This window comes from Chryseobacterium populi, from assembly GCF_000282115.1.
GTDB lineage: Bacteria > Bacteroidota > Bacteroidia > Flavobacteriales > Weeksellaceae > Chryseobacterium > Chryseobacterium populi.
This window is the reverse complement of sequence record NZ_AKJY01000020.1, coordinates 1-24,651: the sequence shown is the minus strand read 5'-3', so window position 1 is coordinate 24,651 and position 24,651 is coordinate 1. Positions and strand designations below refer to the sequence as shown.

The following is a 24,651-nucleotide window of genomic DNA, read 5'->3' as shown; positions in this document are numbered from 1 at the left end:
TATGAAAAAAATACTCTATTTCTTAATTCCTGCTGTTCTATTCATTCAGTGCAGCAAAGCCAGGGAACAACCTAAAGAAATTTCAACAACCACCCGCAACACAAGCAATCTCAAAAATTTAAATATAAGTGTTTTAATAGACCTTTCCGACAGAATCGATCCTGAGAAAAACCCCAATCCTACGATGGAATATTTTCAAAGAGATATTGAATACATCAAATCAGTTGATAAAGGCTTTTTAGATCATATTAAAAGTAAAAGAGTTATTCAGCTTAATGATCAAATGCAGGTTTTCTTCAATCCTGAGCCATCCGATCCAAAAATGAATGATCTTACAAAAGAATTAAAAGTTTCTTTTGACAGAAACACTACAAAAGACAATATTGATCTGATTGATAAAAAATATTCGTCCCTGCCTTCACAGATTTATCAGTCCGCTATTAATGATAAACAGTATGTAGGCTCCGATATCTGGGAGTTTTTTAAAAATAAGGTAAAAGACTACTGCATAAAGGATAATCACAGAAATATCCTCGTTATTCTTACCGACGGCTATATTTATCACAAAGATTCCAAGTTTTCGGAAGGAAAGAAAACATCTTACCTTACCCCGGAATTGGTAAAATCTCTAAAGCTGAACACTTCAGATTTCAAAACAAAAATTCAGGATAGAGGGTTAGGATTTATTAAGGCTAATGACGACCTTGAAAGTCTTGAAGTCATCGTTTTAGGAATCAATCCTGTGAGGGGGAATCCTTTTGAAGGAGATGTCATCAAAGAATATTGGGAAAACTGGTTCAAAGAAATGAAAATCAAAAAATATCAGATAAAATCCGCTGATCTTCCATCTAATCTGGAGCCGATTATTTTAAAAGCAATTTCAGGGCAAAACTAAAAACATTTCCCATAAACCCACAAAAAAAGCGAAGAAAAATCTTCGCTTTTTTTATTTTCTTATCATTTCCGTGTGTGGAATATCATCTTCAAGATATTTTTTTCCGGTGTCTTCAAATCCGAATTCAGAATAGAACCTTAATAAATAATCCTGTGCTGAAATTTTGATTTCGGAAGTATGGAAACGGTTTTCTATTGTTTCAACAGCATATTTTATCAGCTGCTTTCCTAAACTTTTCCCTCTGGCCAGCTCCGTTGTCAGTACTCTTCCGAAAGACGTTTCGTCATACTTTATCCCTTTGTCAAAAACACGGCAGTACGCCAGTATGTCTCCGTTTTCTTCCGCCCAGATGTGAACGGCTTTCTGATCATAATTATCAAGATCCGGATACGGACAGTTTTGCTCAATTACAAAAACATCAATCCGGGCCTTCAGGATCTGATATAATTCCGGAACGGTAAATTCATCAAAAGTTTTTATTTTCCAGATTATATTACTCATCAAAGCTTACATTATTATTTTTTAAAAAATCATTGGTCTTTTGAATGAAGCTCAGAATCTCGTCTCCGCCTTCTTTCTTTTCAGCAGAAGTAACGTATAATTCCGGAAGGTCTTCCCATGTTTTATGAAGCTCTTTTTTATACTCTTCTACATTTTTTATCGCAACATTCGGTTTCAGCTTATCTGCTTTTGTAAATACAATTGAAAAAGGAATTCCGCTTTCCCCGCACCACTGGATAAATTCCATGTCAATCTTCTGAGGCGTGTGCCTTATATCCACCAGCACAAAAAGGTTTACAAGATTCTTTCGGTTTAAAATATAATTGGTAATGAGCTTTTCAAAATCTTTTCTGATGACTTTTGAAACCTTGGCATATCCATAGCCCGGCAAATCGGTAAGATACCAGGTATCATTCACTAAAAAATGATTAATAAGCTGGGTTTTCCCGGGAGTCCCTGACGTTTTTGCCAAATCCTTATGATTCATCATTGCATTAATCAATGATGATTTTCCAACATTAGATCTTCCGATAAAAGCATATTCAGGAATATTGGGTTCAGGACATTCCTGCCATTTTCCGCTGCTCTTTACAAATGTTGCTGTTTTAATAACCATTTCGAATATTTTTAGAAAAACAAACCATTAAGAAAAAGCTCTTAATGGTCTGTTATATTTTTATTTTAAACTTTATCTTTTATCCAGTTGTATAGAATTTCATTGAATTCATCCGGCTTTTCCATCATCGCTGCGTGGCCGCAATGATCAATCCAGAACAGGTCTGAATTCGGAATAAATTTGTGCATATCTTCCGCCACTTCGGGAGGGGTTACATTATCCTGCTTTCCCCAGATCAGACAGGTAGGACATGTAATTTTCGGAAGGTCATTCAGCATATTGTGTTTAATGGCACTTCTCGCCAGCATAACGGTTTTGATCCCTTTCATTCTGTCATTCACTACTCCGAAAACTTCATCTACCAAATCTTCAGTCGCAATGGTAGGGTCATAGAAAACCTCTTCCGTTTTCTTCCTTATATAGGATCTGTCATTTTTTCTTGGAAAGCTGTCTCCGAATGTTCTTTCGTATAATCCGGAGCTTCCGGTTAAAACAAGATTTTTTACTAAATCAGGTCTTGCTAATGTTAAGATAAGCCCAACATGACCACCCATTGAATTTCCAACAATGGTTACAGGTTCAGAAACATGGCTTTCTATAAACTTGATAATATATTTTGCAAGTGTGGTAAGATTAGTATTGAGTACCGGTAAATCGTAGATCGGCAACTGAGGTACATACACCTTGAATCCTCTCTCTGAAAAAAAATTCACCATCTTATCGAAATTACTCAAACCACCCATTAAACCGTGCAACAGCACCAATGGATGTCCTTCTCCCGCCTCTACAAAGGTATATTTTTTTTCTTTTTTTGTACTAAATATCATAAAACGCCTTAATAAAGCTTTGCAAAAATACAAATTAAACCTCAAAAATATTTTGATATCTCTAATTTAAAATAAAAATAATATAATAACCTTCTTTTCATTCCTTTTTTTCGGACCCTTTTTATTATGGCCTAAATAACACGATTCACAAACCACAAACTATCAGTAGCTTACCTATTCAAAATTAAATCTTTGATAAAACTTATTAACATTAAGTCAAAAAGTGGGAAAAAGTGGGAAGTTTTGGAAATATTTATATAAATTTGTCCCAAATGAAGAATTTCATTGGAACATATGAGTGTAAAATAGACGACAAAGGCCGCTTAAAAGTACCTTCATCGCTGATCAGGCAGATGGAGAACTTCGAAGACAAAGCGTTTGTAGTCAAAAGATCTGTGTTCCAACCTTGCCTTGAAGTATATCCTATGAAAGCATGGGATAAGCTGATGGATAAAATTAATAAGCTAAACAGGTTCATTAAAAAGAATGCTGATTTCATAAGAATGTTTACGGCAGGAGTAAAAACAGTAGAGTTGGATAATGCAGGAAGATTACAGATCTCAAAAGATCTTACGCATTTCGCAAATCTTCAGAAAGATATTGTGATCACAAGCGCAGGAGAGCTTTTTGAAATTTGGGATAAAGAAGCCTATGAAAAAGTGATTTCCACCAACGAAGCCGATTTTGCCAGCCTTGCCGAAGATGTAATGGGCTCTTTCGATGAAGAATAACTACGCTGAGTAAAAAGCGAAAAACACAAACTAAAGCATGTATCATAATCCCGTTTTGTTGAAGCAAAGTGTTGATGATTTGGTGACGAATCCGGACGGAACATATGTGGACTGCACTTTTGGTGGCGGTGGCCACTCAAGAGAGATATTGAGCAGACTTTCAGATAAAGGGAAACTGTACAGTTTTGACCAGGATCTGGATGCTCTTAAAAATACAATAGATGATCCGAGATTTACTCTGATCAACCAGAATTTCAGATTTCTGGAGAACTCCTTACTGATGTATGGAGCTGCTCAGGTTGACGGAATTCTTGCTGATCTTGGGGTGTCATCTCATCAGTTTGATGAAGCAGAAAGAGGATTCTCCACAAGAAGCAACGCTCCTTTGGATATGAGAATGAATGTCATGCAAAGCCTTGATGCCAAAAGAGTAATTAACGATTATGAAGAAGAGCAGCTGGCAGATATTTTCTACTATTATGGCGAGCTCAGGGAAGCAAGAAAACTGGCAAGAGATATCGTACATCACAGGAAAAACAAAAGTATTGAGACAACGGAAGACCTGAAAAAATTATTCAGCTACCTCCCGCCTCATAAAATAAATAAATTTTACGCCCAGCTTTTCCAGGCGATAAGAATTGAAGTAAACCAGGAGCTGGAAGTGTTAAAAGAAATGCTGATTCAGGCTTATCATGTTTTAAAACCGGAAGGAAGACTGGTAGTGATCTCCTATCACTCTCTGGAAGACCGCCTGGTAAAAAGATTTTTGAAAAACGGAATGTTTGAAGGGGAGCCGGAAAGAGACATTTACGGAAATTATAAAAAAGCATTTGACCTGCTCAAGAGTAAAGCCATCATCCCGGACGACAAGGAGATTGAGGAAAACTCAAGAGCAAGAAGTGCAAAAATGAGAACAGGAATTAAAGTGTAAGGTAAATAAGTCAATAAAATATATGAAAAATTGACGATTGACACAAAGAGAACATACTGCAAAGCAAGTTGACATAAAAAGATTTTGGCTAAAAGAACAACATATCGCCCTCAGAAGAAATTAACTTTTATAGACATTATAAAAGGGAACTTCCTGAACCGTGATGAAATAAAAATACATTACAAGTATTTTTTACTGCTGTTCGTTCTGATGATGGCCATGATTTACAGCAATCACCTTGTCAATAAGAAGATCAAAATTGTAAATGCCTTAAAAGAAGAAACTGAAGAATATAAATCGAGAAATGCTTATGCACAAAGTAAGCTGATCAAAGTAAAAATGGAATCGGAGCTGGGAAAAGAAGTGGCACGGGATTCTTTAATGACACTGGAAAACCATCCTCACAAACTATTAATAAAATTGGATAGTACAGATGCAAAAGCAAAATGAATACGATAACAAACGTAAAAAAACGTTAAGGTGGGGCTACCTCTTCGCAGTGGTAGCTTTATGCGTGTTTGTACTTTTTTTGACAAGGATTGTTATTCTTCAAAATACCAATGTCCAGGAAATCAAAGACGATTATATCAATAAAAACTACCGTGAGGCCACTTTAAAAGCAGCCCGCGGAAATCTCTTTGCTTCAGACGGTTCTATCCTGGCAACCACTGTTATGCGTTATGACATCTATCTTGATTTCAAAACCATGAAAGACACAGTCTACAGCAACAATATTGGTGCTTTGACAGATTCTTTAAGCAAGATGTTCGGAAAATCAAGAGGTGAATTCAGACAGAAATTTGACGAGCAGAGAAAAAAGAAAAACCAATATTATACTTTAGCTAAAGGCCTGGATTTCGATCAGTATGACAGAATCAGAAAATTCCCGATCTTCAGAAAAGGTAAGAATAAAGGGGGGTTCATTGTAGACAGAAACTACAAAAGAGAGCTGGCAACTTCAGAAATCGGAGCCGGAACCATCGGAATGGATAACGGCGAATATAGATCCGGACTGGAAGGAGCTTTCTCAAAATACCTGACAGGAACCGACGGAAAAAGACTGGAGCAGAGAATCAACTCTTCCCAGTGGAAACCCATTGACTTCTGGAAAGTTCAGGAACCTGTTGATGGAGAAGATGTTTATACGACTTTAGACCTTAGAATTCAAGACATTGCACATTCTGCATTAGAAAAGCAACTGATCAATTTCGAAGCAAAACATGGGACAGTAATCGTAATGGAAGTGGAAACCGGAAAAGTACGTGCCCTTGTTAATTTAAGAAGAACAGATTCCGGAGATTACGAAGATTCATACAACTATGCCTTAAAAGATAACATCGAACCCGGCTCCACATTCAAGACCATTTCGCTCTTAGCAGCAATGGATGACGGTTTTATTGATGAAAATACAACCGTAAATGTAGGAAACGGAGTATGGACCTATGCCAAACAGAGGATTTCAGACGGCCATGGTGGCGGAACATATGACATCAGTGATGTACTGGCAAAATCCAGTAACGTGGGAACAGCAAAACTGATCACAAAATATTACGCAGATAAACCACAGATTTTCCTTGACCATTTAAAACGTTGGAAATTATTCGATAAAATGGATATTGAACTTCCGGGCATTGCAAAGCCTAAAATTGTAACACCTGAAAATAAAAGATGGAATGCAGCAACGTTAGCTTCAATCGCTTATGGATATTCATCAAATATCAACCTTCTGCAGTTGACAACTTTCTACAATGGGGTTGCTAATGGCGGAAAAATGCTTAAGCCTTTGTTTATTGATAAAATCATGAAGGATGGAAAGGTAATGTATGAGGCAAAACCAGAGGTAATGGTGAATAAAATGGCATCAGAAAAAGCAGTAAAAATGATGACCAGCGCCCTAACAAAAGCAGTAGAAAAAGGAACCGGAAGAAGTATTTTTACACCCAACCTTAAAATGGCAGGAAAAACAGGAACTGCAAGATTTGAATACTGGCTCCCCGGCCCGATGAAATACCGTGCCTCATTTGCAGGATTCTATCCGGCTGATAATCCGAAATACACCTGCTATGTGATGATTAGTGAACCGAATACAGCAAAAGGTTTTTATGGCGGTACCGTTTCAGCTCCCGTTTTCAAGGAAATTGCAGGGAAAACGTTCCTGAAAACGCCTCAGAATATCGAAAAAGAAATGCTTGTCGACAGAAAGGTAAACCTTAATAAAATGGTCGAGCCTAATGTGAAAATAGCAGTTAATAATAAACAGATGCCAGGTGTAGTAGGATTAATTGGTAAAAACGTGATCCCCCAACTGGAAAATTTAGGATATCGCGTCGACTATAAAGGAGTGGGAAGAATAAAAGAGCAATTCCCGCTGGAAGGGACAAGTATCAGTAAAAATCAGAGAATTTATTTATCTCTGCAGAATTAGAATAAAAATGAGTCCTGAAAGGACGATTTAACAAAGGATAGGATGCAGTCCTATCAATAAAAAAATGATTGTAACAGAATTATTAAACAGAATTCCAGTTTTAGAAATTCACGGCGACAATACCCGTGAAGTTTCTGCATTGGTGTTCGACAGCAGAAAGGTTTCCGAAAACGCTCTTTACATTGCGATAAGAGGAACGGTTGTAGATGGGCATTCATTCATTGAATCTTCTGTAGAAAAAGGTGCAAAAACAATTGTTTGTGAAGAATTTCCTGAAAGCCTGAATGAAAACGTTACGTATATTAAAGTAAAAGATTCATCAAAAGCTTTAGGACATTTAGCCTCGAATTTTTATGGAAACCCATCACAAAAATTAAAGCTGATTGGAGTTACAGGAACCAACGGTAAAACATCGGTTTCCACTTTATTGTTTGACGTTTTCAAAAATTTAGGGTATAATTCGGCCTTACTTTCAACCGTGGAAATCAGAATCGGGGAAGAGATTATTCCCGCAACCCACACAACTCCTGATGTAATTACAATCAATCAGATTTTAGCAAAAGCAGTAGAATCAGGCTGTGAATTTGCCTTTATGGAAGTAAGTTCCCATGGGATTTCTCAAAACAGAATTGAAGGATTACATTTTAAAATAGCCGGATTTACCAATCTTACCCATGATCATTTAGATTATCATAAAACTTTTGATGACTATCTGAAAACGAAAAAAAGGTTTTTTGAAGGGCTGGAAGATTCCGCTGTTGCCATCACCAATATTGATGATAAAAACGGGAACGTGATGCTTCAAAACACAAAAGCAAAGAAAATTTCTTATGCTTTGAAGACAATGGCTGACTATCACGGAAGACTTCTGGAAGTTGATTTTAACGGAATGTTGTTGAATTTCAACGGAAAAGAATTCTGGACCACTTTAACGGGTAAGTTTAATGTTTACAATCTCCTGCTTGTTTTCGGAATTGCATCCGAACTTGGTTTTGAGCAGGATGAAATCCTTCAGGCCATCAGCAAGCTGAAAAGAGTTTCCGGAAGATTTGAAACATTCAAATCAGATGGTGGAATATTCTTTATCGTAGACTATGCCCACACTCCGGATGCTTTGGAAAATATTCTGGACAGCATTAATGACATCAGGACAAAAAATGAAAGACTGATCACCGTTTTCGGTTGCGGAGGTGACAGGGATCACTCCAAGAGACCTGAAATGGGAAATATTGCCACTAAAAAATCAACATTGGCAATCATCACCTCAGACAACCCGAGAACAGAAGATCCGGCACAGATTATCAAAGAAATTGAAGCAGGCGTTGAACCTCAGAACTTCAGCAAATACACTTCAATTCCCGATAGAAAAGAAGCCATAAAAATGGCCATAAAGTTTGCAGAACCGAAAGATATTGTTCTCGTAGCCGGAAAAGGACACGAAAACTATCAGGAGATTAATGGTGTAAAACATCATTTTGACGACAAAGAAGTAATTAATGAGCTTTGGAAATTGATGAGCAAATAGAATTAATTTAAACATTGAAGGATTTAAAAATTCAGAAGATGACAAAAAATTTCGAAGACTTTCCTGTTTACAACAAGAGTTTAGATTTAATCGTGAGCATTTATAAATTCCTTCAAAATCAAAGCTTAGAAAAAGAATTTGAATTTAATAATCAAATAAAAAGAGCCGGTTTTTCAATATCAAATAATATTGCAGAAGGCTCGGAATATAATAACAGACAATTTATTAAATATTTGAAAATTGCAAAAGGCAGTTGCGCTGAAGTTAGAAGTATGATGATCATAAGTAAAAGATTAAAATTAGGAGATGAAAATGTAGCTGAAGAAATAATTAATCTCTCAAAAGAGATTTCTTCAAATATATCAAACTTTATTAAATATTTAAAAGAGAATATTGAAAGAAAATAGAATCTTTAAATTCTTAAATAAATTAAATCTTTAAATTAAAAAAAGAAACATGCTATACTATCTATACGAATATCTTACCAACCATGGAATCCACATCCCGGGCCTCGGAATGCTAAAATACATTTCCTTCCGTGCCGGAATCGCGGTTTTATTGTCTCTAACCATCGCTCTTGTCTACGGAAAAAGGATCATCAACTATCTGAGAGCAAAACAGATGGGAGAACTGGTACGTGATCTTGGATTAGACGGACAAAAGCAAAAAGAAGGAACCCCTACAATGGGAGGTCTTATTATTATTCTTGCCACCCTTATTCCGGTTTTGCTGTTTACAAGAATTACGAATGTTTATATCGTTCTTCTGATTGTCTCGGTGATATGGATGGGTGCCATTGGTTTTGTAGATGATTATTTAAAAAAGGTTAAAAAAAATAAAGACGGGTTAAGCGGAAAATTTAAAATTGTCGGACAGGTGGGTTTAGGATTAATCGTCGGAGTTACAATGTATTTCCACCCTGATATTACCGTAAAAAGAAAATACGCAGATGCAAAAGTAGTGAATAGGAATAATGTAGAGCAAAATTTCATGCCTACGGAAAAAATCACTGTTTCTACCGTTCCTTTTGCTAAAAATAATGAGTTCGATTACAGCGGAATGCTTTTCTGGATGAATGATAAAGATGCTCATGAATGGGCCTGGATTGTTTTCATTCCGATCGTAATTTTCATCGTAACCGCCGTTTCAAACGGAGCCAATATCACCGATGGAATTGATGGCCTTGCAGCAGGTACCAGTGCAGTCATATTGCTTGCCCTGGCATTCTTCACCTACGTTTCCGGGAACATCATCTTTGCAGACTATCTCAATATCATGTTCCTCCCCAATATGGGTGAAACAACCATTTTTGTCGTTGCCATGGTAGGTGCGGTAATAGGTTTCTTCTGGTATAATACATATCCGGCACAGGTTTTTATGGGAGATACAGGAAGTTTGATGCTGGGCGGCGTGATTGCTGTTTTAGCAATTATTTTAAGAAAAGAATTAATGATTCCTGTTTTATGCGGGATCTTTTTAATCGAAAACATATCTGTAATGCTTCAGGTGATTGTTTTCAAATACAGAAAAAGAAAATATGGGCTGGAATATGCCCAGAACAATAGATTATTTAAGATGTCTCCTTTACATCATCATTATCAGAAAGAAGGTTTCCACGAAAGTAAAATCGTAAACAGAATGATAATCATTGGTGTAATGTTGGCGATTGTATGTCTCATTACATTAAAAATGAGATAAACTTTGTAAAAAGTAAAATGTATTAACGTATGAATGATTTAGAAATACATGAATACGATGTACATAAATACAAAAAAATGATATGAAAATAGTTGTTTTAGGAGGTGGAGAAAGCGGATGTGGTGCTGCTTATTTGGCTAAAAAGAAAGGTTTGGAAGTATTTCTTTCAGACAAAGGAGCCATTAAGGATAACTATAAACAATTTCTGATTGATAATGAAATTGAATTTGAAGAAGGAAACCATGACGAAGAAAGAATTTTAAATGCCGACTGGATTGTAAAAAGCCCGGGAATTCCTAAAAAAGCAGAGATTATTCATAAAATTCATCTGAAAGGAATCAGGCTTTCCTCTGAAATAGAATTTGCTTCAGAGTTTACCAATGCTAAAATTATCGCGATCACGGGAAGCAATGGAAAAACAACAACAACGTCTCTGATCTATTACATCCTCAAAAGCGATGGAATGAATGTAGGCTTAGGCGGAAATATCGGATACAGTTTTGCAAAGCAGGTTGCTGATGAAAACCATGAATATTATGTTCTGGAAGTTAGCTCCTTTCAGTTGGATGATATCCAGAACTTCAGACCGTATATTTCTCTGTTGTTGAATTTATCACAGGATCACCTCGATCAGTATAACTACAACTATGAAGAATATGCGCTGGCAAAATTCAGAATAGCTGAAAATCAGGAGAATGATAATTTTTTCATCTATAATAAAGATGATGAAATGAGCAAAAATATTCTTGAAAAACTGGAGATCAAAGCGAAAATGATACCCTTCTCAACAAAAGAAAGTTTGAATGAAGGAGGTTTTATTGATAACGATACTTTGGTGGTGAAGCTGAAAGATAAGTTCTCCATGAAAATTGAAGAATTGTCCTTATTGGGAAATCACAATGTTGCCAATAGCCTGGCTGCTTCAATAGCCGGTAAAATACTAGAAATCAACAATGAAAGCATAAGAAATTCATTAATGACTTTCCAGGCGGTAGAGCACCGGCTTGAATTTGTTACTGAAATTGATGGCGTAAAATACATCAACGACAGCAAGGCAACTAATGTAAATGCAACATATTATGCTTTAGAAAGCATGAAAACGCCTACGGTCTGGATTGTTGGAGGACAGGATAAAGGAAACGACTACTCAGAAATTGAGGATCTCGTTAAAAGAAAAGTAAAAGCAATTGTCTGCCTGGGAATTGACAATCAGAAAATCATCAACTTCTTTAAAGACAAAAAAGAGTTTATCTATGACACCTCAAGCATGGAAGAAGCCGTAAAAATATCAAAATCACTGGCAAAAAACGGAGATACGGTTTTATTATCCCCATGCTGTGCAAGTTTTGATTTATTCAAAAGCTATGAAGACAGAGGCCGTCAGTTTAAAGAGCAGGTTTTAAAAAATTAGTAAAAGGTAGGAATGTATTAACGTATCAATGATTTTAAACTCATGAATACATTTTACATCAATACATGAATACAATAATATGGACGAACAGAACACAGAAAGCAGATTCGAGTTTCTAAAGGGCGATAAAGTACTTTGGATGGTCATTCTTGTGATCTCCATTTTCTCTATTTTCCCTGTATATTCTGCAAGTTCGAATCTCGAATATATCGTTAATAACGGGACCACAACAGGCCACGTTATCAAGCATATGTTCTTCGTGGTGTTAGGGTTGGGAATCATGAGGCTGGCAGGAACCGTGAAATACGAATACATCGGAAAGCTTAGCAGCATCCTGCTGGGTTTAATGATTGTTTTATTGGTAGTGACCATGTTTACAGGACAGACCATCGATGGAGCCAGTGCTTCAAGATGGCTCAAAATTCCGGGAACCCCTATTTCGTTCCAGCCCTCGTCATTTGCATTCTTAATGTTAATTATTTATCTGTGCAGGTATTTAACCAAGAAAATAACACGGGAAAGACTTCCGATAGAGAACATCATGTACATCTTTGGCCCCATCCTGCTCGTTTTTGTATTGGTGGCAAAAGATAACGGTTCTACAGCATTAATGATTTTAATGGTTTCCGTAGTGGTTTTGATTATAGGCCAACTCCACTGGAAATACATCGCAGGTTTTATTTCCACATCATTTGTAGCCATTGTTTTATTCCTGCTGATTGCATTAAATACAAATATGATTGGCGGAAACCGTGTACATACATGGATGAGCCGGGTGGAAACATTTACTTCAAGCAAGGCAAAAACAGCAGATGTAGATGATGAAAGTGTAAAAGCAAAAAACTACCAGGTAATGCAGGCAAAAGCCGCTATCGTTCACGGTGGAATTACAGGAATGGGCCCAGGAAAAAGCGCTTTGAAACAAATGCTTCCCCAATCTGCCTCCGATTTTATTTTCGCCGTAATTGTGGAAGAATATGGAGTAATTGGAGCCGTTTTCCTGATAAGTTTATATTTAATCATGATCATCAGGATTGTAATGATAGCCAGTAAAATGCCCGCTTTTTTCGGGTCCTTGCTCGTTCTCAGCCTCGGGGTGATGATTTTTATACAGCTTTCGGTAAATATTGCAGTAGCTGTAAATCTGATTCCGGTAACAGGGCAGCCTCTTCCATTAATAAGTTATGGGGGAACATCAATGCTGGTAACCTATTTGCAATTAGGAATCATTTTAAATATAAGCTCAAGAATTCAGATTTACGATGAAGAAGGAATGGGTAAAAAGCAAAGTGTAGCAGAAATAAACGATATAGCCTAATATAAAATATAAAACGAAAAGAGTCCCAACGGGACGATTTAACAAAAGATAGGATGCAGTCCTATAAAGATAAAAGAAATGAACAAAAAACTAAAAATAGTATTATCCGGGGGCGGGACAGGAGGACATATCTTCCCGGCTATCGCTATTGCAGACGAAATAAAAAAAAGATTTCCCGATGCAGAATTTTTGTTCATCGGAGCCAATGGGAAAATGGAAATGGAAAAAGTTCCACAGGCCGGCTATAAAATTGAAGGCATTGATATCGCAGGAATCGACAGGGGAAATATGCTGTCGAATTTAGGACTTCCTTTCAAAATTTTGAAAAGCCTGTCAAAATCCAAAAGGATCATTAAAAACTTCGCCCCGGATTTTGCAGTGGGAACAGGAGGCTTTGCAAGCGGGCCAGCCCTTTACGAAGCAAGCAGGTTGGGAATCCCAATTTTTATTCAGGAACAGAATGCCCATGCAGGAGTGACAAATAAAATATTAAGTAAGAAAGCAAAAGCCGTTTTTACAGCCTACCCGAAAGTAGAAGGCTTCCCGACGGAAAAAATAAAATTCCTGGGCAATCCCATCCGTGAAAATATTATCTCAGGAATGGTGGAAACCGGAGCTGCCAAAGAAAAGATGGGTCTGAATAAAAATAAGCTGACAATCCTCTCTGTAGGCGGTTCCTTAGGCTCAAGAACATTGAATAATGCCTGGAAATCTCATTTAAAAGAAATCATTGGCAAAGATTATCAATTGATCTGGCAGACAGGAAAGCTGGATTATAAAGAAATTCTTGAAACAACCATGCTGAGCGAATCCGAAGCATCCCAAATTCAGATAAAAGAGTTTATAAAAGATATGGAAACAGCTTATTCTGCGGCAGACATTATCGTTTCAAGAGCAGGAGCTATTGCTATCTCAGAACTCGCCGTTGCCCAGAAACCGGTTTTACTGGTTCCTTTCCCATTTGCTGCAGAAGATCATCAAACCAAAAATGCAATGAATCTGGTAGAAAAAAATGCGGCCAGAATAGTAAAAGATTCTGAAATGCAGGAGAAGTTCTGGAACACTCTGGAAGAGATCTGCGGAAGTGAAAGCTTACGAAAAGAAATGTCTGAAAACCTTAAATATTTTGCAAAGCCAAAGGCTGCAAAAGAAATTGTAGATGAAATAATAAAAAAAATATAACCAAAAAAACAATTATTATGAAAACTAAATTAGTAACAACCCTGTTGATTTGCTTTTTGGTAAATCTATTTACAGCACAAACGCTTGTAAAGCCGGCAGATATCAGTATTTCAGCAATTGCTACCCATTTGAAAAGCAAAGGCTATGAAATTTTAGAGCAGAAAGAGACTTTTATTAAGATCGGTAATAAAGATAAGGCAACCCTTTTTATGGATATAGATACAGGAAAGAAATACCTTAATATGAATGTGAATATCCTTTTGAATAAAGGGGTAAGCAAAGAAAAAATCGATCATCTTTTAAATGAGATCAATGGTCTTGCCATGATAAAAGCAGACTATCTGGCCAACCAGAATGCCATCGGATTCCAGTATTATTTCTGGATCGCCAATGGGTTTACCTATGAAACATTAGAAGATGCCATACTGGAATTCTTTTTATATCAAGGCGACTCATATGCGCTGGATAAAGAAAAGCTTTTCGACTATCAATAATTATAGAGAAAAATGAAATTATTAGAAACATATCAGACTTTTTACTTCGTTGGAATCGGGGGCATCGGAATGAGTGCCCTGGCCCGTTACTTTAATGCATCAGGCAAAAAAGTCCTGGGCTATGATAAAACCAACACCAAACTCACTCAGCAATTGATGAATGAGGGAATTGATATTGTTTTTGATGATGTCATTGATGAAAAAATAACCTCTCTTCAAAATGAAAACACACTCGTAATCTATACTCCTGCCATCAAAGTGTTGGGAATCTTAGATTATTTCAATCAGCATCAGTTTGATGTATTAAAGCGGGCCAAAGTTTTAGGATTAATTACCGAAAACACAGAATGCATTGCCGTTGCAGGAACCCATGGGAAGACCACAACCTCCACCCTGGTTTCCCATTTGTGTAAAGAGGCAGATTTACCGTTTTCATGTTTTCTCGGTGGAATTTCTGAAAACTTTAAATCAAATTTCCTATACAATGGAACCAAATATTCAGTAGTAGAAGCCGATGAATACGACAGAAGCTTCCTTAATCTTTCCCCTGACTGGGCGGTAATCACATCAACAGATGCCGATCACCTCGATATTTACGGAGATAAAAACCATATTGAAGAAGGTTTCAGGCAGTTTGCCACTTTGGTTCCTGAAGACAAACAGTTATTTGTAAGAAAAGGCATTGAGATCGGCAGAGGCCACCATACCTACGCAGTAAACGAAAAAGCAGATTATTATTCAGATAACCTTCGTATGGATTATGACAAGATCTACTTTGATTTCCATACACCTGCAGAAACAATAAAAGATTTCATCTGGGAAATTCCGGGCATTCATAATGTGGAAAATGCAACCGTTGCACTGGCCATTCTCCACAATTTAGGCGTTGATTTTGAAACATTAAAAAAAGCGATCGCCAATTTTAAAGGCATTAAAAGAAGATATACCAAACATAACTATCAAAACGGTAAAATCTATATCGATGACTATGCGCACCATCCCACAGAGATCAATGCCGTAGTAAGCTCGATAAAAACATTTTACCCGGATAAAAAACTCCTGGTGGTTTTTCAGCCGCATTTATTCAGCAGAACAAGAGATTTTGCAGAAGGCTTTGCAGAAAGCTTAAGCAATTCCGATGAACTGATCTTACTGGATATTTACCCGGCAAGAGAGCTTCAGGAAAACTTTGAAGGAATTACTTCAGACTGGCTGTTAGAAAAAGTAAGCTTGGATAGAAAAGAAGGATCTGCTTTATCAGATGCTTTTGAAAAAATAAAAGAAAAAGATTTTGACATCCTTCTCACAGTAGGCGCAGGAAATATAGACACCCTGTATGACCCTATTTGTGAATGGCTAAAAAAATGTAAAAAGGAGTAATGTATTTATGTATTCATGATTTTAAAGATGCTCAAAAATCATGAATACATTTTACACCAATACATGAATACAAAAAAATATGAAGAATAAATACAGAATATTAAAAATTGCTATCACAGTAATCATTCTAGGATTCCTGCTGAGTTTCTCGTTGAAGAGATTCAGTGGCCAGACGATTACGGATAATAAGATTTCTGTAAAAATGAACGAAAAAACTCCGGTATATTTCATTGATGAAAAGGATATTAAAGAAATTGTAAAAAAAGAAAACCCGTCTGGGAAAGTCGGAGAATTGAATATTCCGGCTCTTGAAAAGAAAATCAATTCCCTTCCGGCAGTTGACAGCGCCAATATTTATCTGAACCTGAATGGAAAACTCAATCTGGACATCAAACAAAGAGTTCCGGTTTTCAGGTTGAATAGAGAAGGAAAAGATTTTTATGTAGACGAAAAAGGAGTAGAATTTCCGATCTCCAGAACCTATTCACACCCATGCATGCTGGTAACCGGAAACGTAAAGCCGGATGAATATAAAAAACTGGCCGAACTGGTTGGTAAAATTGATAAAGACGATTTCAGTAAAAAATATTTCATCGGAATATCAAAAAATAAAGATGATTACAGTCTTCTGACCAGTGAAGGAAATTACAGAGTTGAGATCGGGGATTTAGATAATATTGAATTTAAAGTAAAAGGTTTTAAAACATTCGTTGAGAAATATCTGGTCTATCAGGATCCTCAGAAATACAATATGATCTCTGTAAAATACCAGAATCAGATTGTAACGACTTTAAATCCCTATTTCAAAGAAAATGACAGCATCCTGAAAGCAGGAAATAAAGAACTGGCAAAAGCCCCGGCTCCGGTAGCTGAAAAGAAAACAGAAACCAGGCCAAAACCGGCAGAAGCAAAAAAATCAGGATCCTCTTCATCAAAACCGAAGGAAAGCACAAAGCCTAAAGCAACCAGGCCTAAGGAAACAAAAAAAGCAGCGGAAAAGAAACCGGCAGCAAAGCCGAAAGCAAAAGTTAAAATAGAATAAAAGAGTCCTGAAAGGACGATTTAATAAAGAATAGGATGCAAATCCTATCAATGAATTCAAAAAATCAAATCGATATAAACAAATGGAAAATCAAGAGTATTCAGTAGGTCTGGACATCGGGACAACAAAGATAGTCGCGATTGTCGGAAGAAGGAATGCACATGGGAAGATTGAGGTTCTCGGTGTAGGGAAGGCCAAAAGTCTTGGAGTTCATAAAGGTATTGTGAATAACATTTCGCAGACCATTAATTCAATCAAAGCGGCTGTGGCTGAAGCACAGTCCAGCGCAGGAGTCCCTATCCGTAAAGTAACGGTAGGTATTGCAGGAAAACACATCCGCTCACTGCAGCACTCCGATTATATTATGCGTGAACATCCGGACAAATTTATTACAGATGACGACATCGAAGCATTAAAAGATCAGGTCAAAAAGCTGGTCATGCTTCCCGGTGAAGAAATTATCCATGTCCTTCCTCAAGAATATAAAGTAGATTCCGAAGGTGAAATTCAGGAGCCTGTCGGCATGCACGGTAAACGTTTAGAAGCTAATTTCCATGTGGTAGTAGGACAGATGGGAAGTATCCGGAACATCGCAAGATGCGTAAGAGAAGCCGGACTGGAAATGGAAGCCCTTACCTTAGAGCCGTTAGCATCTTCTGAAGCCGTTCTTACAAAAGAAGAAAAAGAAGCCGGAGTTGCCATCGTAGACATTGGTGGGGGTACTACCGATATCGCTATATTTAAAGACAATATTATTCGTCATACCTGCGTAATTCCTTACGGGGGTGGGATTATCACTGAAGATATTAAAGAAGGCTGTTCCATTATTGAGAAACACGCAGAGCAATTAAAAGTAAAATTCGGATCCGCAGTTCCGGAACTGGAAAAAGACAGCACCTTTGTCACAATCCCAGGGCTCCATGGCAGACCGGATAAAGAAATTTCTCTTAAAACCCTGGCACAGATTATCAATGCTAGAGTAGAAGAAATTCTTGAAATGGTCAACACCGAGCTGAAAGCTTACGGAGCCTTTGAACAGAAGAAAAAGCTGATTGCAGGAATTGTTCTTACAGGTGGTGGCTCCAATTTAAAGCATCTTCGTCAGCTGGCTAACTATACAACAGGTTTCGATAGCAGAATCGGTTTTGCCAATGAATATATCGCCAACGATAAGAACCAGTATCTGAAAGGTCCGGAATTTGCAACTTCCATTGGGTTATTAATGGAAAGTTTAAAAATCAGGGATAAAAAACAGAATGCAATTGATGAAGAAGAGCCAATTCAGGAAAAGCCTCAGCAGGAAGCTGTAGCAAGTTCACCTGAATCTTCTGCAACTATCCAGCAGACAATGCCGGTTCAGGAACAGGAAGTTATCAGCCAGCAGCAGGAAAACAAAAAAGCAAAGCTTACATTCGGCCAGTCGTTAATGGAAAAAGTAAAAAAATTCTTTGAAGAAGTAGAATAAAAATAAATGATGAATGATAAAAGATTAATGATTCTCTCATCAGCTATCATTTATTATTTATCAGTTATAAATTTTTAAAAAATTATAATTATGGAAAATATAGGGACACAAGGATTTTCATTTGATTTACCAAAAGGAAATTCATCGATCATAAAAGTAATTGGTGTTGGCGGTGGTGGAAACAATGCCCTGAAACACATGTACGAAAAAGGGATTCACGGTGTTGATTTCGTGATCTGTAATACCGATGCCCAGACTTTAGATAATAACCCCGTTGCCAACAAAGTTCAGTTGGGGACTACAATTACAGAAGGCCTTGGTGCAGGTGCCGACCCTGAAGTAGGAGAAAAATCTGCGATCGAAAGTATCGAAGAAATCAAAGCTGCCATGGGACAAAACACCAAAATGGTTTTCATTACTGCCGGAATGGGTGGTGGAACAGGAACCGGTGCTGCCCCTGTGATTGCAAAAGTGGCAAAAGACATGGGAATTTTAACAGTAGGTATTGTTACTGTTCCTTTCAGCTTTGAGGGAAAAAGAAGACTTGAACAAGCCGAAAATGGCCTTGATAAATTAAGAAACAATGTTGATTCATTAATCGTAATCAACAATGATAAACTGAGACAGCAATTCGGAAACCTGGGCTTCAAACAGGGATTCTCAAAAGCCGATGAAGTTTTAACCAATGCCGCTAAAGGGATGGCAGAAGTTATTACCGGTTACTTCGATGTAAACATTGACTTTAGAGATGCTAAATCTGTGCTTCAGAACTCCGGTACGGCCCTTATGTCTACAGGTACGGCTTCAGGAGAAAATAAAGCCGAAGAAGCAGTAAGAAAAGCTCTTGATTCCCCGTTATTGAATGACAATAAAATTACAGGTGCCAAAAATGTATTATTATTGATCAGAAGCGGCGCTGAAGAAGTAACAATGGATGAAATCGGGATCATCATGGATCATATCCAGAAAGAAGCAGGAAATACCGCAGACATCATCTTCGGAGTTGGTGCAGATGAAGAATTGGGAGATGCAGTAAGTGTACTTGTGATTGCAACAGGTTTCTCAAATGATAACCAAAAGTTTTCAGGACCGACGGAAAAGATCAGAATCGGATTAAATGACAGGCTGGAAGCACCTAAAACTTCTCCTTTTAAAACAAGAGAAGAAAGAGAGGTTGTTCCTGAACAGGGATATGATTTTGGAGGTAAAAACCTTTTCAGATTAGATGACGAAGACCAGGATAATCCAAAATTCACGGTTACGTCCACTGAAAAAAAAATGATGATCGAGGATGAGGGTATTAAAACCGAAATAAAATCTTTTGATAACGAAGAATATACGCTTGACAACCCCGTTCAGAGCTGGAGAAATGAAGAAATAAGCGAGGATGACTCTTATAATCTTTTCTCCTTTGATGAGGATCATGATCCTAATGATTTAGAGATCCAGTCATTCTCATTTGAAACAGAAGAAAAGAAGGAAGAACCTAAAACAAATTCTTTCACAAATACCTACTCTGAGGAAAAACCGGTAGAGTTCAGTTTCTTTGTAAACGAGCCTTCAAACAATGATCCTAAAACGGATTTCAGTCAGCCAAAAGCAGAATTGAATGCTCCGGAAGCGGCTGTGACTCATATCGCGGAAGAAACAACTCAAAAGGTTGAAAGTTTTTTCCCGGTAAAAGAAGAGCCTAAAGTAGAAGAAAAACCGGTTTTTGAAAATAAAGCTGAAATCGAAACTCCAAAACCTGCAGACAATGAATTCACTTTTGTGAATAAAACGGCAGACCAGGAAAGAGTAATAGAAAGAAGAAATAAATTAAAAGAATTCAATTCCCGTTATCAAAGCTTTGATGCAACGAATGAATTCGAATCTGTTCCTGCTTTCAAAAGAAAAAATATCTCTATTGACGGAACAAATGCTTCAGACCAGAATATCAACACCTATCTGTCTGAAAACAATGGCTCTATGCAAGTGAGAGAAAACAGATTTTTAAATAAAGATGTTGATTAGTTTTTAAAATAAAATGAAGTCATTAAATAGAAATACTGCACTTCTCATTGTCGACATTCAAAAAGGATTTGACAATACAGAATATTGGGGCGGTAACAGAAACAATCCCAAAGCAGAAGAAAATGCAAAAAAAATCCTGGATGTTTTCAGAAAGCAGCAATTACCTGTTTTTATTATTCAGCACTGCTCACAAGACCCTCAGTCTTTATTACATGAAAGCAACGAAGGAAATGCATTAAAAGATGATTTCATCCCTTTGGAAAATGAATATCTCATTAAAAAGAATGTTAACAGTAGCTTTATTGGTACCAATTTAAAAGAATCTTTAGACAGGCTATCAGTAGAAAATACAGTTATCGTTGGACTTACAACGATACATTGTGTAAGCACTACCACAAGAATGTCCGGAAATTTTGGGTTCAATACTTACCTTATTGATGATGCCTGCGCTTCATTTGACAGAATGGGAATCAATGGAGAAAAATATTCAGCTCAGGACATACACAACATGGAACTGTCATGTTTAAACAATGAGTTTGCAACAGTTATAAACACCACCGAGCTTATACAGATGCTTGGATAATAGAAAAAATATGTCATTAGAAAATACCATCAACGAAGCTATAAAAACAGCGATGAGAGAAAAAGACAGAGTAGCTCTGGATTCTCTCCGTGCCGTAAAAGCCCAGATCCTTCTTCTGAAAACGGAAGCCATAGGTGCGGAAGTATCAGCAGAACAGGAAATCGCAATTTTACAAAGAATGATCAAACAGCGTAAGGACTCTTACGAACAGTTTTCCGCACAGGGAAGACAGGATCTTGCAGAAGTAGAAGAAGCCCAGATGAAAGTAATCGAGCAGTTTCTTCCAAAACAGCTTTCTGCAGAAGAACTGGAAGCTGAAATGAAGAATATTATTTCAGAAACCGGCGCCGAATCTATGAAAGATTTAGGAAAGGTAATGGGAGTTGCCTCAAAAACATTAGCCGGAAAATCAGACGGAAAAAGTATTTCCGAAATGGCTAAAAAACTCCTGTCATAGTTGTAAAATAATCGTTGTCAGAAACTTTCTGTCAAAATTATCAACGAAAAAACACCAACTATTTAAAAGGATATTCAACCTTTGCATATCGATTTGATTAAAGAAGCCCTGAACTTTCCAGTTCAGGGCTTCATTTTATTAAAAGTTTCCGATTTAATCCGCTTCTTTATACAGAATTAAATACATCATTAAGTCGAGGGAATGGGTTAAATACTTTTTTCATGGTTATTTGTTTTCAGAATCATTTCAAATTTAATAATAATTTTTCACTATTCATAGTATTAATTCATAATATTTTCAATATAATTAAATAATCATCAGACCGATAACTTCTCATCATTCTGTTTTCCTAACGATTTAATAGTTTTTATAAATTGAAGAAAAGTAAAGAATTGTTTAACTTTGCATTGATTAAAAAACAAAAATATGTATCCAACAGATTTAGTAATGCCGATGAAGGCTGAACTTACAGATAAAGGTTTTGAAGATTTAACGACTCCTGCACAGGTGGAAGAAGCTTTAAAACAATCAGGGACTACTCTATTAGTGATCAATTCTGTATGCGGGTGTGCAGCAGGAGCAGCAAGACCGGGAGTTGTATACTCTTTAACGGGAGATAAAAAACCTGACCATTTAACTACTGTTTTTGCAGGCTTTGATACAGAAGCTGTAGTAGAAGCAAGAAAACATCTGGCACCATTTCCTCCAAGCTCACCTTGTGTAGCTCTTTTTAAAGACGGAGAATTGGTTCATATGCTGGAAAGACATCATATTGAAGGAAATCCTGCAGGAGCTATTGCAGCAAATCTTCAGGCAGCCTATGATGAATACTGCTAAGAGACAATAAATCCAGATATTTAGCCGTTACATATTTTGTAGCGGTTTTTTATTTTTCACAATAAAAATTCGCTGAAAATCCAAATATCATTATATTTGTTGTAATGGCAACAAAGGCACTTTTCAATACTGTGGTTAACTGGTTTATCCGCCAAAGGATAGATCAGATACAGAATTTCATGAACCATCCTATTGAAACCCAGAAAGGTATATTATTTTCACAGTTATTTCATGCTGAAGATACCGAATACGGAAAATTGTATGGATTTAACTCTATTTCGAGTTACCAGGACTTTAAAAGCAAAGTTCCCATGGTTACCTATGAAGATTTTGAACCTTATATTGAAAAAGCCAGACAGGGGCATAAAGATGTGAGCTGGCCCGGTAGCATCAAGCATTTTGCTAAATCTTCCGGAACAACCAATGCTAAAAGCAAATTTATTCCTATTTCAACTGAAAGCCTTGAATACTGCCACATGAAAGCCGGAAAGGATATGGTTTCTATCTATGCCAATAACCATCCTGAAAATCAGCTTTTCACCAATAAAAATTTACGTTTGGGTGGAAGCTCCGAGCTCTACGCAGATTTTAACACAAAATTCGGCGATTTATCTGCTATTTTAATTGATAATCTTCCATTTTGGGTAGAAATTACGACCACTCCCAGTAAAAAAGTTTCGCTGATGGGCGAATGGGAAAGTAAATTAAGGGCAATTATCTCAGAAGTTAAAAACGAAGATGTAGGAAGCATCCTGGGAGTTCCGAGTTGGATGATGGTTCTTTTACAGAGGATCTTAAAAGAGACTGATATTAAGAATATTTCAGAATTATGGCCCAACCTGGAGGTTTTTTTTCACGGCGGAATCAGCTTTAAACCCTATAAGGAGCAATACCGGCACATCATCGGTAAAAACATCAATTACTATGAAATCTATAATGCATCCGAAGGCTTCTTTGGAATCCAGGACAGGTCAGATAGTGATGAAATGCTTTTAATGCTCGATTACGGTATTTTCTACGAATTTATTCCGATGGACCAGTTTCATTTTTCCAATCCGAAAGTTATAAACCTTGAAGAGGTGGAAATTGGAAAAAACTATGCAATGGTCATTACCACTAATGGTGGATTGTGGAGATATTTAATCGGTGATACCGTTATATTTACATCCATCAATCCTTTCAGAATAAAAATTACGGGAAGAACTAAACATTATATTAATGCCTTTGGGGAAGAATTAATGATTACTAATGTAGAATCGGCCCTTTCAAAAGCTTGTGAGGTGACGGGAGCCTGTATCACAGATTTCACAGGAGCTCCTGTTTTTATGAAAGAAAATGAAAGCGGTGCCCATGAATGGATTTTCGAGTTCAGCGAAAAACCGGACGATTTAGAGCGTTTTATCGACTCTTTTGATCAGCACCTGAAAACCATCAATTCCGATTATGAAGCTAAAAGGTATAACAGTATGACATTGAAAAGACCAATTGTACATATCGCAAAGCCCAATCTATTTTATCACTGGCTCGAGTCTAAAGGAAAGCTTGGCGGACAGAATAAAGTTCCGAGGTTAAGCAATGACCGGGAATATATTGAACCATTACTGGAGATGAATAAATAAACAATAAATAAACGGCTCCGCAAATTAATTTGCAGAGCCGTTTTTAGATTTTCTTTTACTTTCTGAGCCCTTTTTATGCAATTAGTTTGCTATAGCTATGAATTCGATTTTTTCATAAGAAAAGACATAAAAATAGCAAATAAAATACTGCTTACTACTAATACAAAAATGCTTTTCGTTGTAATTTCATAATCAGAATAAAAAAAATAATTCATCCCTAATGAAATAATAAAAAAGAAAAATGTAACCAATGCCAATTTTTTCATATTTATAATTATTTAGTTTTTTTTAGTGTTCTAATTCCAAGAATAATACCCACCGAAATACTTCCTCCAAAAAATATTCCCCGTGAGAATGATTTTTTTATGCACTCTTGTATTATCCCTGCATGATCTGCTGAAAGAATAGTGTAAACAGATGAATCGTAGAAACGTATGAGCGCAATCATCAATACCGCTACAAACGCTATTATCGAAAGATTTTCTTTTTTCATGAGTTGTACTTGTTATTATTCTTGAATATAAATGCCCAAAGACTCCATACTTCTAACCCAAGAAGCATTAAGATTGAAATAGTCTTATTCATATATTTAAACGATGATATTTAATTACATCTACTTGTTTTTGTAAAGTCTTTTTATAACAAAGGGTAGACTTCCCTGTTTTTCAGACAAATTAAAATTATTAAATTTAGTTTGTTAA

General features: G+C 36.7%; 24 protein-coding genes. 20 read left to right on the top strand and 4 right to left on the bottom strand.

The features are described 5' to 3' along the window. Position 1 precedes the first annotated feature (1 nt). Complete coding sequence (locus tag PMI13_RS06670; RefSeq protein WP_007842010.1) at positions 2 to 895, top strand: hypothetical protein; 894 nt, start codon at positions 2 to 4, stop codon at positions 893 to 895. A gap of 51 nt (positions 896 to 946) precedes the next feature. Here PMI13_RS06670 and PMI13_RS06665 read toward each other — a convergent pair whose 3' ends face one another. The 3 genes from PMI13_RS06665 to PMI13_RS06655 all read right to left on the bottom strand — a co-directional run bounded on the left by PMI13_RS06665 (position 947) and on the right by PMI13_RS06655 (position 2,839). Further along, a complete protein-coding gene (locus PMI13_RS06665; protein WP_007842007.1) occupies positions 947 to 1,396 on the bottom strand; it encodes a GNAT family N-acetyltransferase in 450 nt (149 codons plus the stop codon). Beyond that, positions 1,389 to 2,012 carry a ribosome biogenesis GTP-binding protein YihA/YsxC gene (gene yihA / locus PMI13_RS06660; protein WP_007842006.1) on the bottom strand — a complete coding sequence of 208 codons (624 nt, stop codon included), beginning with the start codon at positions 2,010 to 2,012 and terminating at the stop codon, positions 1,389 to 1,391. The genes PMI13_RS06665 and yihA overlap by 8 nt, the downstream gene beginning before the upstream one ends. A gap of 65 nt (positions 2,013 to 2,077) precedes the next feature. After that, on the bottom strand, positions 2,078 to 2,839 hold the full coding sequence (locus tag PMI13_RS06655) for an alpha/beta fold hydrolase (RefSeq protein WP_007842005.1): 762 nt from the start codon (positions 2,837 to 2,839) through the stop codon (positions 2,078 to 2,080). A 272-nt stretch (positions 2,840 to 3,111) separates the two neighbouring features. On the opposite strand from PMI13_RS06655, the gene mraZ reads away from it, so the two are divergent. From mraZ to PMI13_RS06560, 19 genes are all read left to right on the top strand, one after another. Further along, positions 3,112 to 3,570, top strand: a complete 459-nt coding sequence (gene mraZ / locus PMI13_RS06650) for a division/cell wall cluster transcriptional repressor MraZ (RefSeq protein ID WP_034670547.1) — start codon at positions 3,112 to 3,114, stop codon at positions 3,568 to 3,570. A 37-nt stretch (positions 3,571 to 3,607) separates the two neighbouring features. Beyond that, the gene (gene rsmH / locus PMI13_RS06645; RefSeq protein ID WP_007842002.1) at positions 3,608 to 4,501 is read left to right on the top strand and encodes a 16S rRNA (cytosine(1402)-N(4))-methyltransferase RsmH; all 894 of its coding nucleotides are present in this window, start codon (positions 3,608 to 3,610) and stop codon (positions 4,499 to 4,501) included. A gap of 84 nt (positions 4,502 to 4,585) precedes the next feature. After that, positions 4,586 to 4,951, top strand: coding sequence for an FtsL-like putative cell division protein (locus PMI13_RS06640; RefSeq protein WP_007842000.1), 366 nt, complete (start codon positions 4,586 to 4,588; stop codon positions 4,949 to 4,951). Further along, positions 4,935 to 6,926, top strand: coding sequence for a penicillin-binding transpeptidase domain-containing protein (locus PMI13_RS06635; RefSeq protein ID WP_007841998.1), 1,992 nt, complete (start codon positions 4,935 to 4,937; stop codon positions 6,924 to 6,926). Before PMI13_RS06640 ends, PMI13_RS06635 begins: the two co-directional genes overlap by 17 nt. 64 nt (positions 6,927 to 6,990) lie before the next feature. Next, positions 6,991 to 8,451, top strand: coding sequence for a UDP-N-acetylmuramoyl-L-alanyl-D-glutamate--2,6-diaminopimelate ligase (locus PMI13_RS06630; RefSeq protein WP_007841996.1), 1,461 nt, complete (start codon positions 6,991 to 6,993; stop codon positions 8,449 to 8,451). A gap of 38 nt (positions 8,452 to 8,489) precedes the next feature. Continuing rightward, positions 8,490 to 8,858 carry a four helix bundle protein gene (locus PMI13_RS06625; protein ID WP_007841993.1) on the top strand — a complete coding sequence of 123 codons (369 nt, stop codon included), beginning with the start codon at positions 8,490 to 8,492 and terminating at the stop codon, positions 8,856 to 8,858. 49 nt (positions 8,859 to 8,907) lie between these two features. Then, the gene (mraY, locus tag PMI13_RS06620) at positions 8,908 to 10,149 is read left to right on the top strand and encodes a phospho-N-acetylmuramoyl-pentapeptide-transferase (RefSeq protein WP_007841983.1); all 1,242 of its coding nucleotides are present in this window, start codon (positions 8,908 to 8,910) and stop codon (positions 10,147 to 10,149) included. Between the two features lie 82 nt (positions 10,150 to 10,231). Further along, positions 10,232 to 11,560, top strand: a complete 1,329-nt coding sequence (gene murD / locus PMI13_RS06615; protein ID WP_007841975.1) for a UDP-N-acetylmuramoyl-L-alanine--D-glutamate ligase — start codon at positions 10,232 to 10,234, stop codon at positions 11,558 to 11,560. A 79-nt stretch (positions 11,561 to 11,639) separates the two neighbouring features. Beyond that, the gene (locus PMI13_RS06610; RefSeq protein WP_007841973.1) at positions 11,640 to 12,878 is read left to right on the top strand and encodes an FtsW/RodA/SpoVE family cell cycle protein; all 1,239 of its coding nucleotides are present in this window, start codon (positions 11,640 to 11,642) and stop codon (positions 12,876 to 12,878) included. 78 nt (positions 12,879 to 12,956) lie between these two features. Continuing rightward, the gene (gene murG, locus PMI13_RS06605; RefSeq protein ID WP_007841971.1) at positions 12,957 to 14,060 is read left to right on the top strand and encodes an undecaprenyldiphospho-muramoylpentapeptide beta-N-acetylglucosaminyltransferase; all 1,104 of its coding nucleotides are present in this window, start codon (positions 12,957 to 12,959) and stop codon (positions 14,058 to 14,060) included. A 17-nt stretch (positions 14,061 to 14,077) separates the two neighbouring features. After that, positions 14,078 to 14,554: a hypothetical protein gene (locus PMI13_RS06600; RefSeq protein ID WP_007841969.1), complete on the top strand. Its 477-nt coding sequence runs from the start codon at positions 14,078 to 14,080 to the stop codon at positions 14,552 to 14,554. Positions 14,555 to 14,566: 12 nt separating this feature from the next. After that, the gene (gene murC / locus PMI13_RS06595) at positions 14,567 to 15,934 is read left to right on the top strand and encodes a UDP-N-acetylmuramate--L-alanine ligase (RefSeq protein WP_007841968.1); all 1,368 of its coding nucleotides are present in this window, start codon (positions 14,567 to 14,569) and stop codon (positions 15,932 to 15,934) included. A gap of 79 nt (positions 15,935 to 16,013) precedes the next feature. Next, entirely contained in the window at positions 16,014 to 16,976 is a 963-nt protein-coding gene (locus PMI13_RS06590; RefSeq protein ID WP_007841967.1) for a cell division protein FtsQ/DivIB, read from the top strand. A gap of 82 nt (positions 16,977 to 17,058) precedes the next feature. Next, on the top strand, positions 17,059 to 18,441 hold the full coding sequence (gene ftsA / locus PMI13_RS06585; RefSeq protein ID WP_007841966.1) for a cell division protein FtsA: 1,383 nt from the start codon (positions 17,059 to 17,061) through the stop codon (positions 18,439 to 18,441). Positions 18,442 to 18,531: 90 nt separating this feature from the next. Further along, a complete protein-coding gene (ftsZ, locus tag PMI13_RS06580; RefSeq protein ID WP_007841964.1) occupies positions 18,532 to 20,454 on the top strand; it encodes a cell division protein FtsZ in 1,923 nt (640 codons plus the stop codon). A 13-nt stretch (positions 20,455 to 20,467) separates the two neighbouring features. After that, positions 20,468 to 21,037 carry a cysteine hydrolase family protein gene (locus tag PMI13_RS06575; protein WP_007841962.1) on the top strand — a complete coding sequence of 190 codons (570 nt, stop codon included), beginning with the start codon at positions 20,468 to 20,470 and terminating at the stop codon, positions 21,035 to 21,037. Between the two features lie 10 nt (positions 21,038 to 21,047). Beyond that, a complete protein-coding gene (locus tag PMI13_RS06570) occupies positions 21,048 to 21,494 on the top strand; it encodes a GatB/YqeY domain-containing protein (protein WP_007841960.1) in 447 nt (148 codons plus the stop codon). 426 nt (positions 21,495 to 21,920) lie between these two features. Next, on the top strand, positions 21,921 to 22,331 hold the full coding sequence (locus PMI13_RS06565) for a BrxA/BrxB family bacilliredoxin (RefSeq protein WP_007841958.1): 411 nt from the start codon (positions 21,921 to 21,923) through the stop codon (positions 22,329 to 22,331). A 104-nt stretch (positions 22,332 to 22,435) separates the two neighbouring features. After that, positions 22,436 to 23,950 carry a GH3 auxin-responsive promoter family protein gene (locus PMI13_RS06560; RefSeq protein WP_007841956.1) on the top strand — a complete coding sequence of 505 codons (1,515 nt, stop codon included), beginning with the start codon at positions 22,436 to 22,438 and terminating at the stop codon, positions 23,948 to 23,950. 274 nt (positions 23,951 to 24,224) lie between these two features. On the opposite strand, the gene PMI13_RS06555 is transcribed toward PMI13_RS06560, so the two are convergent. Next, on the bottom strand, positions 24,225 to 24,443 hold the full coding sequence (locus tag PMI13_RS06555) for a hypothetical protein (protein ID WP_007841952.1): 219 nt from the start codon (positions 24,441 to 24,443) through the stop codon (positions 24,225 to 24,227). Positions 24,444 to 24,651 lie beyond the last annotated feature (208 nt).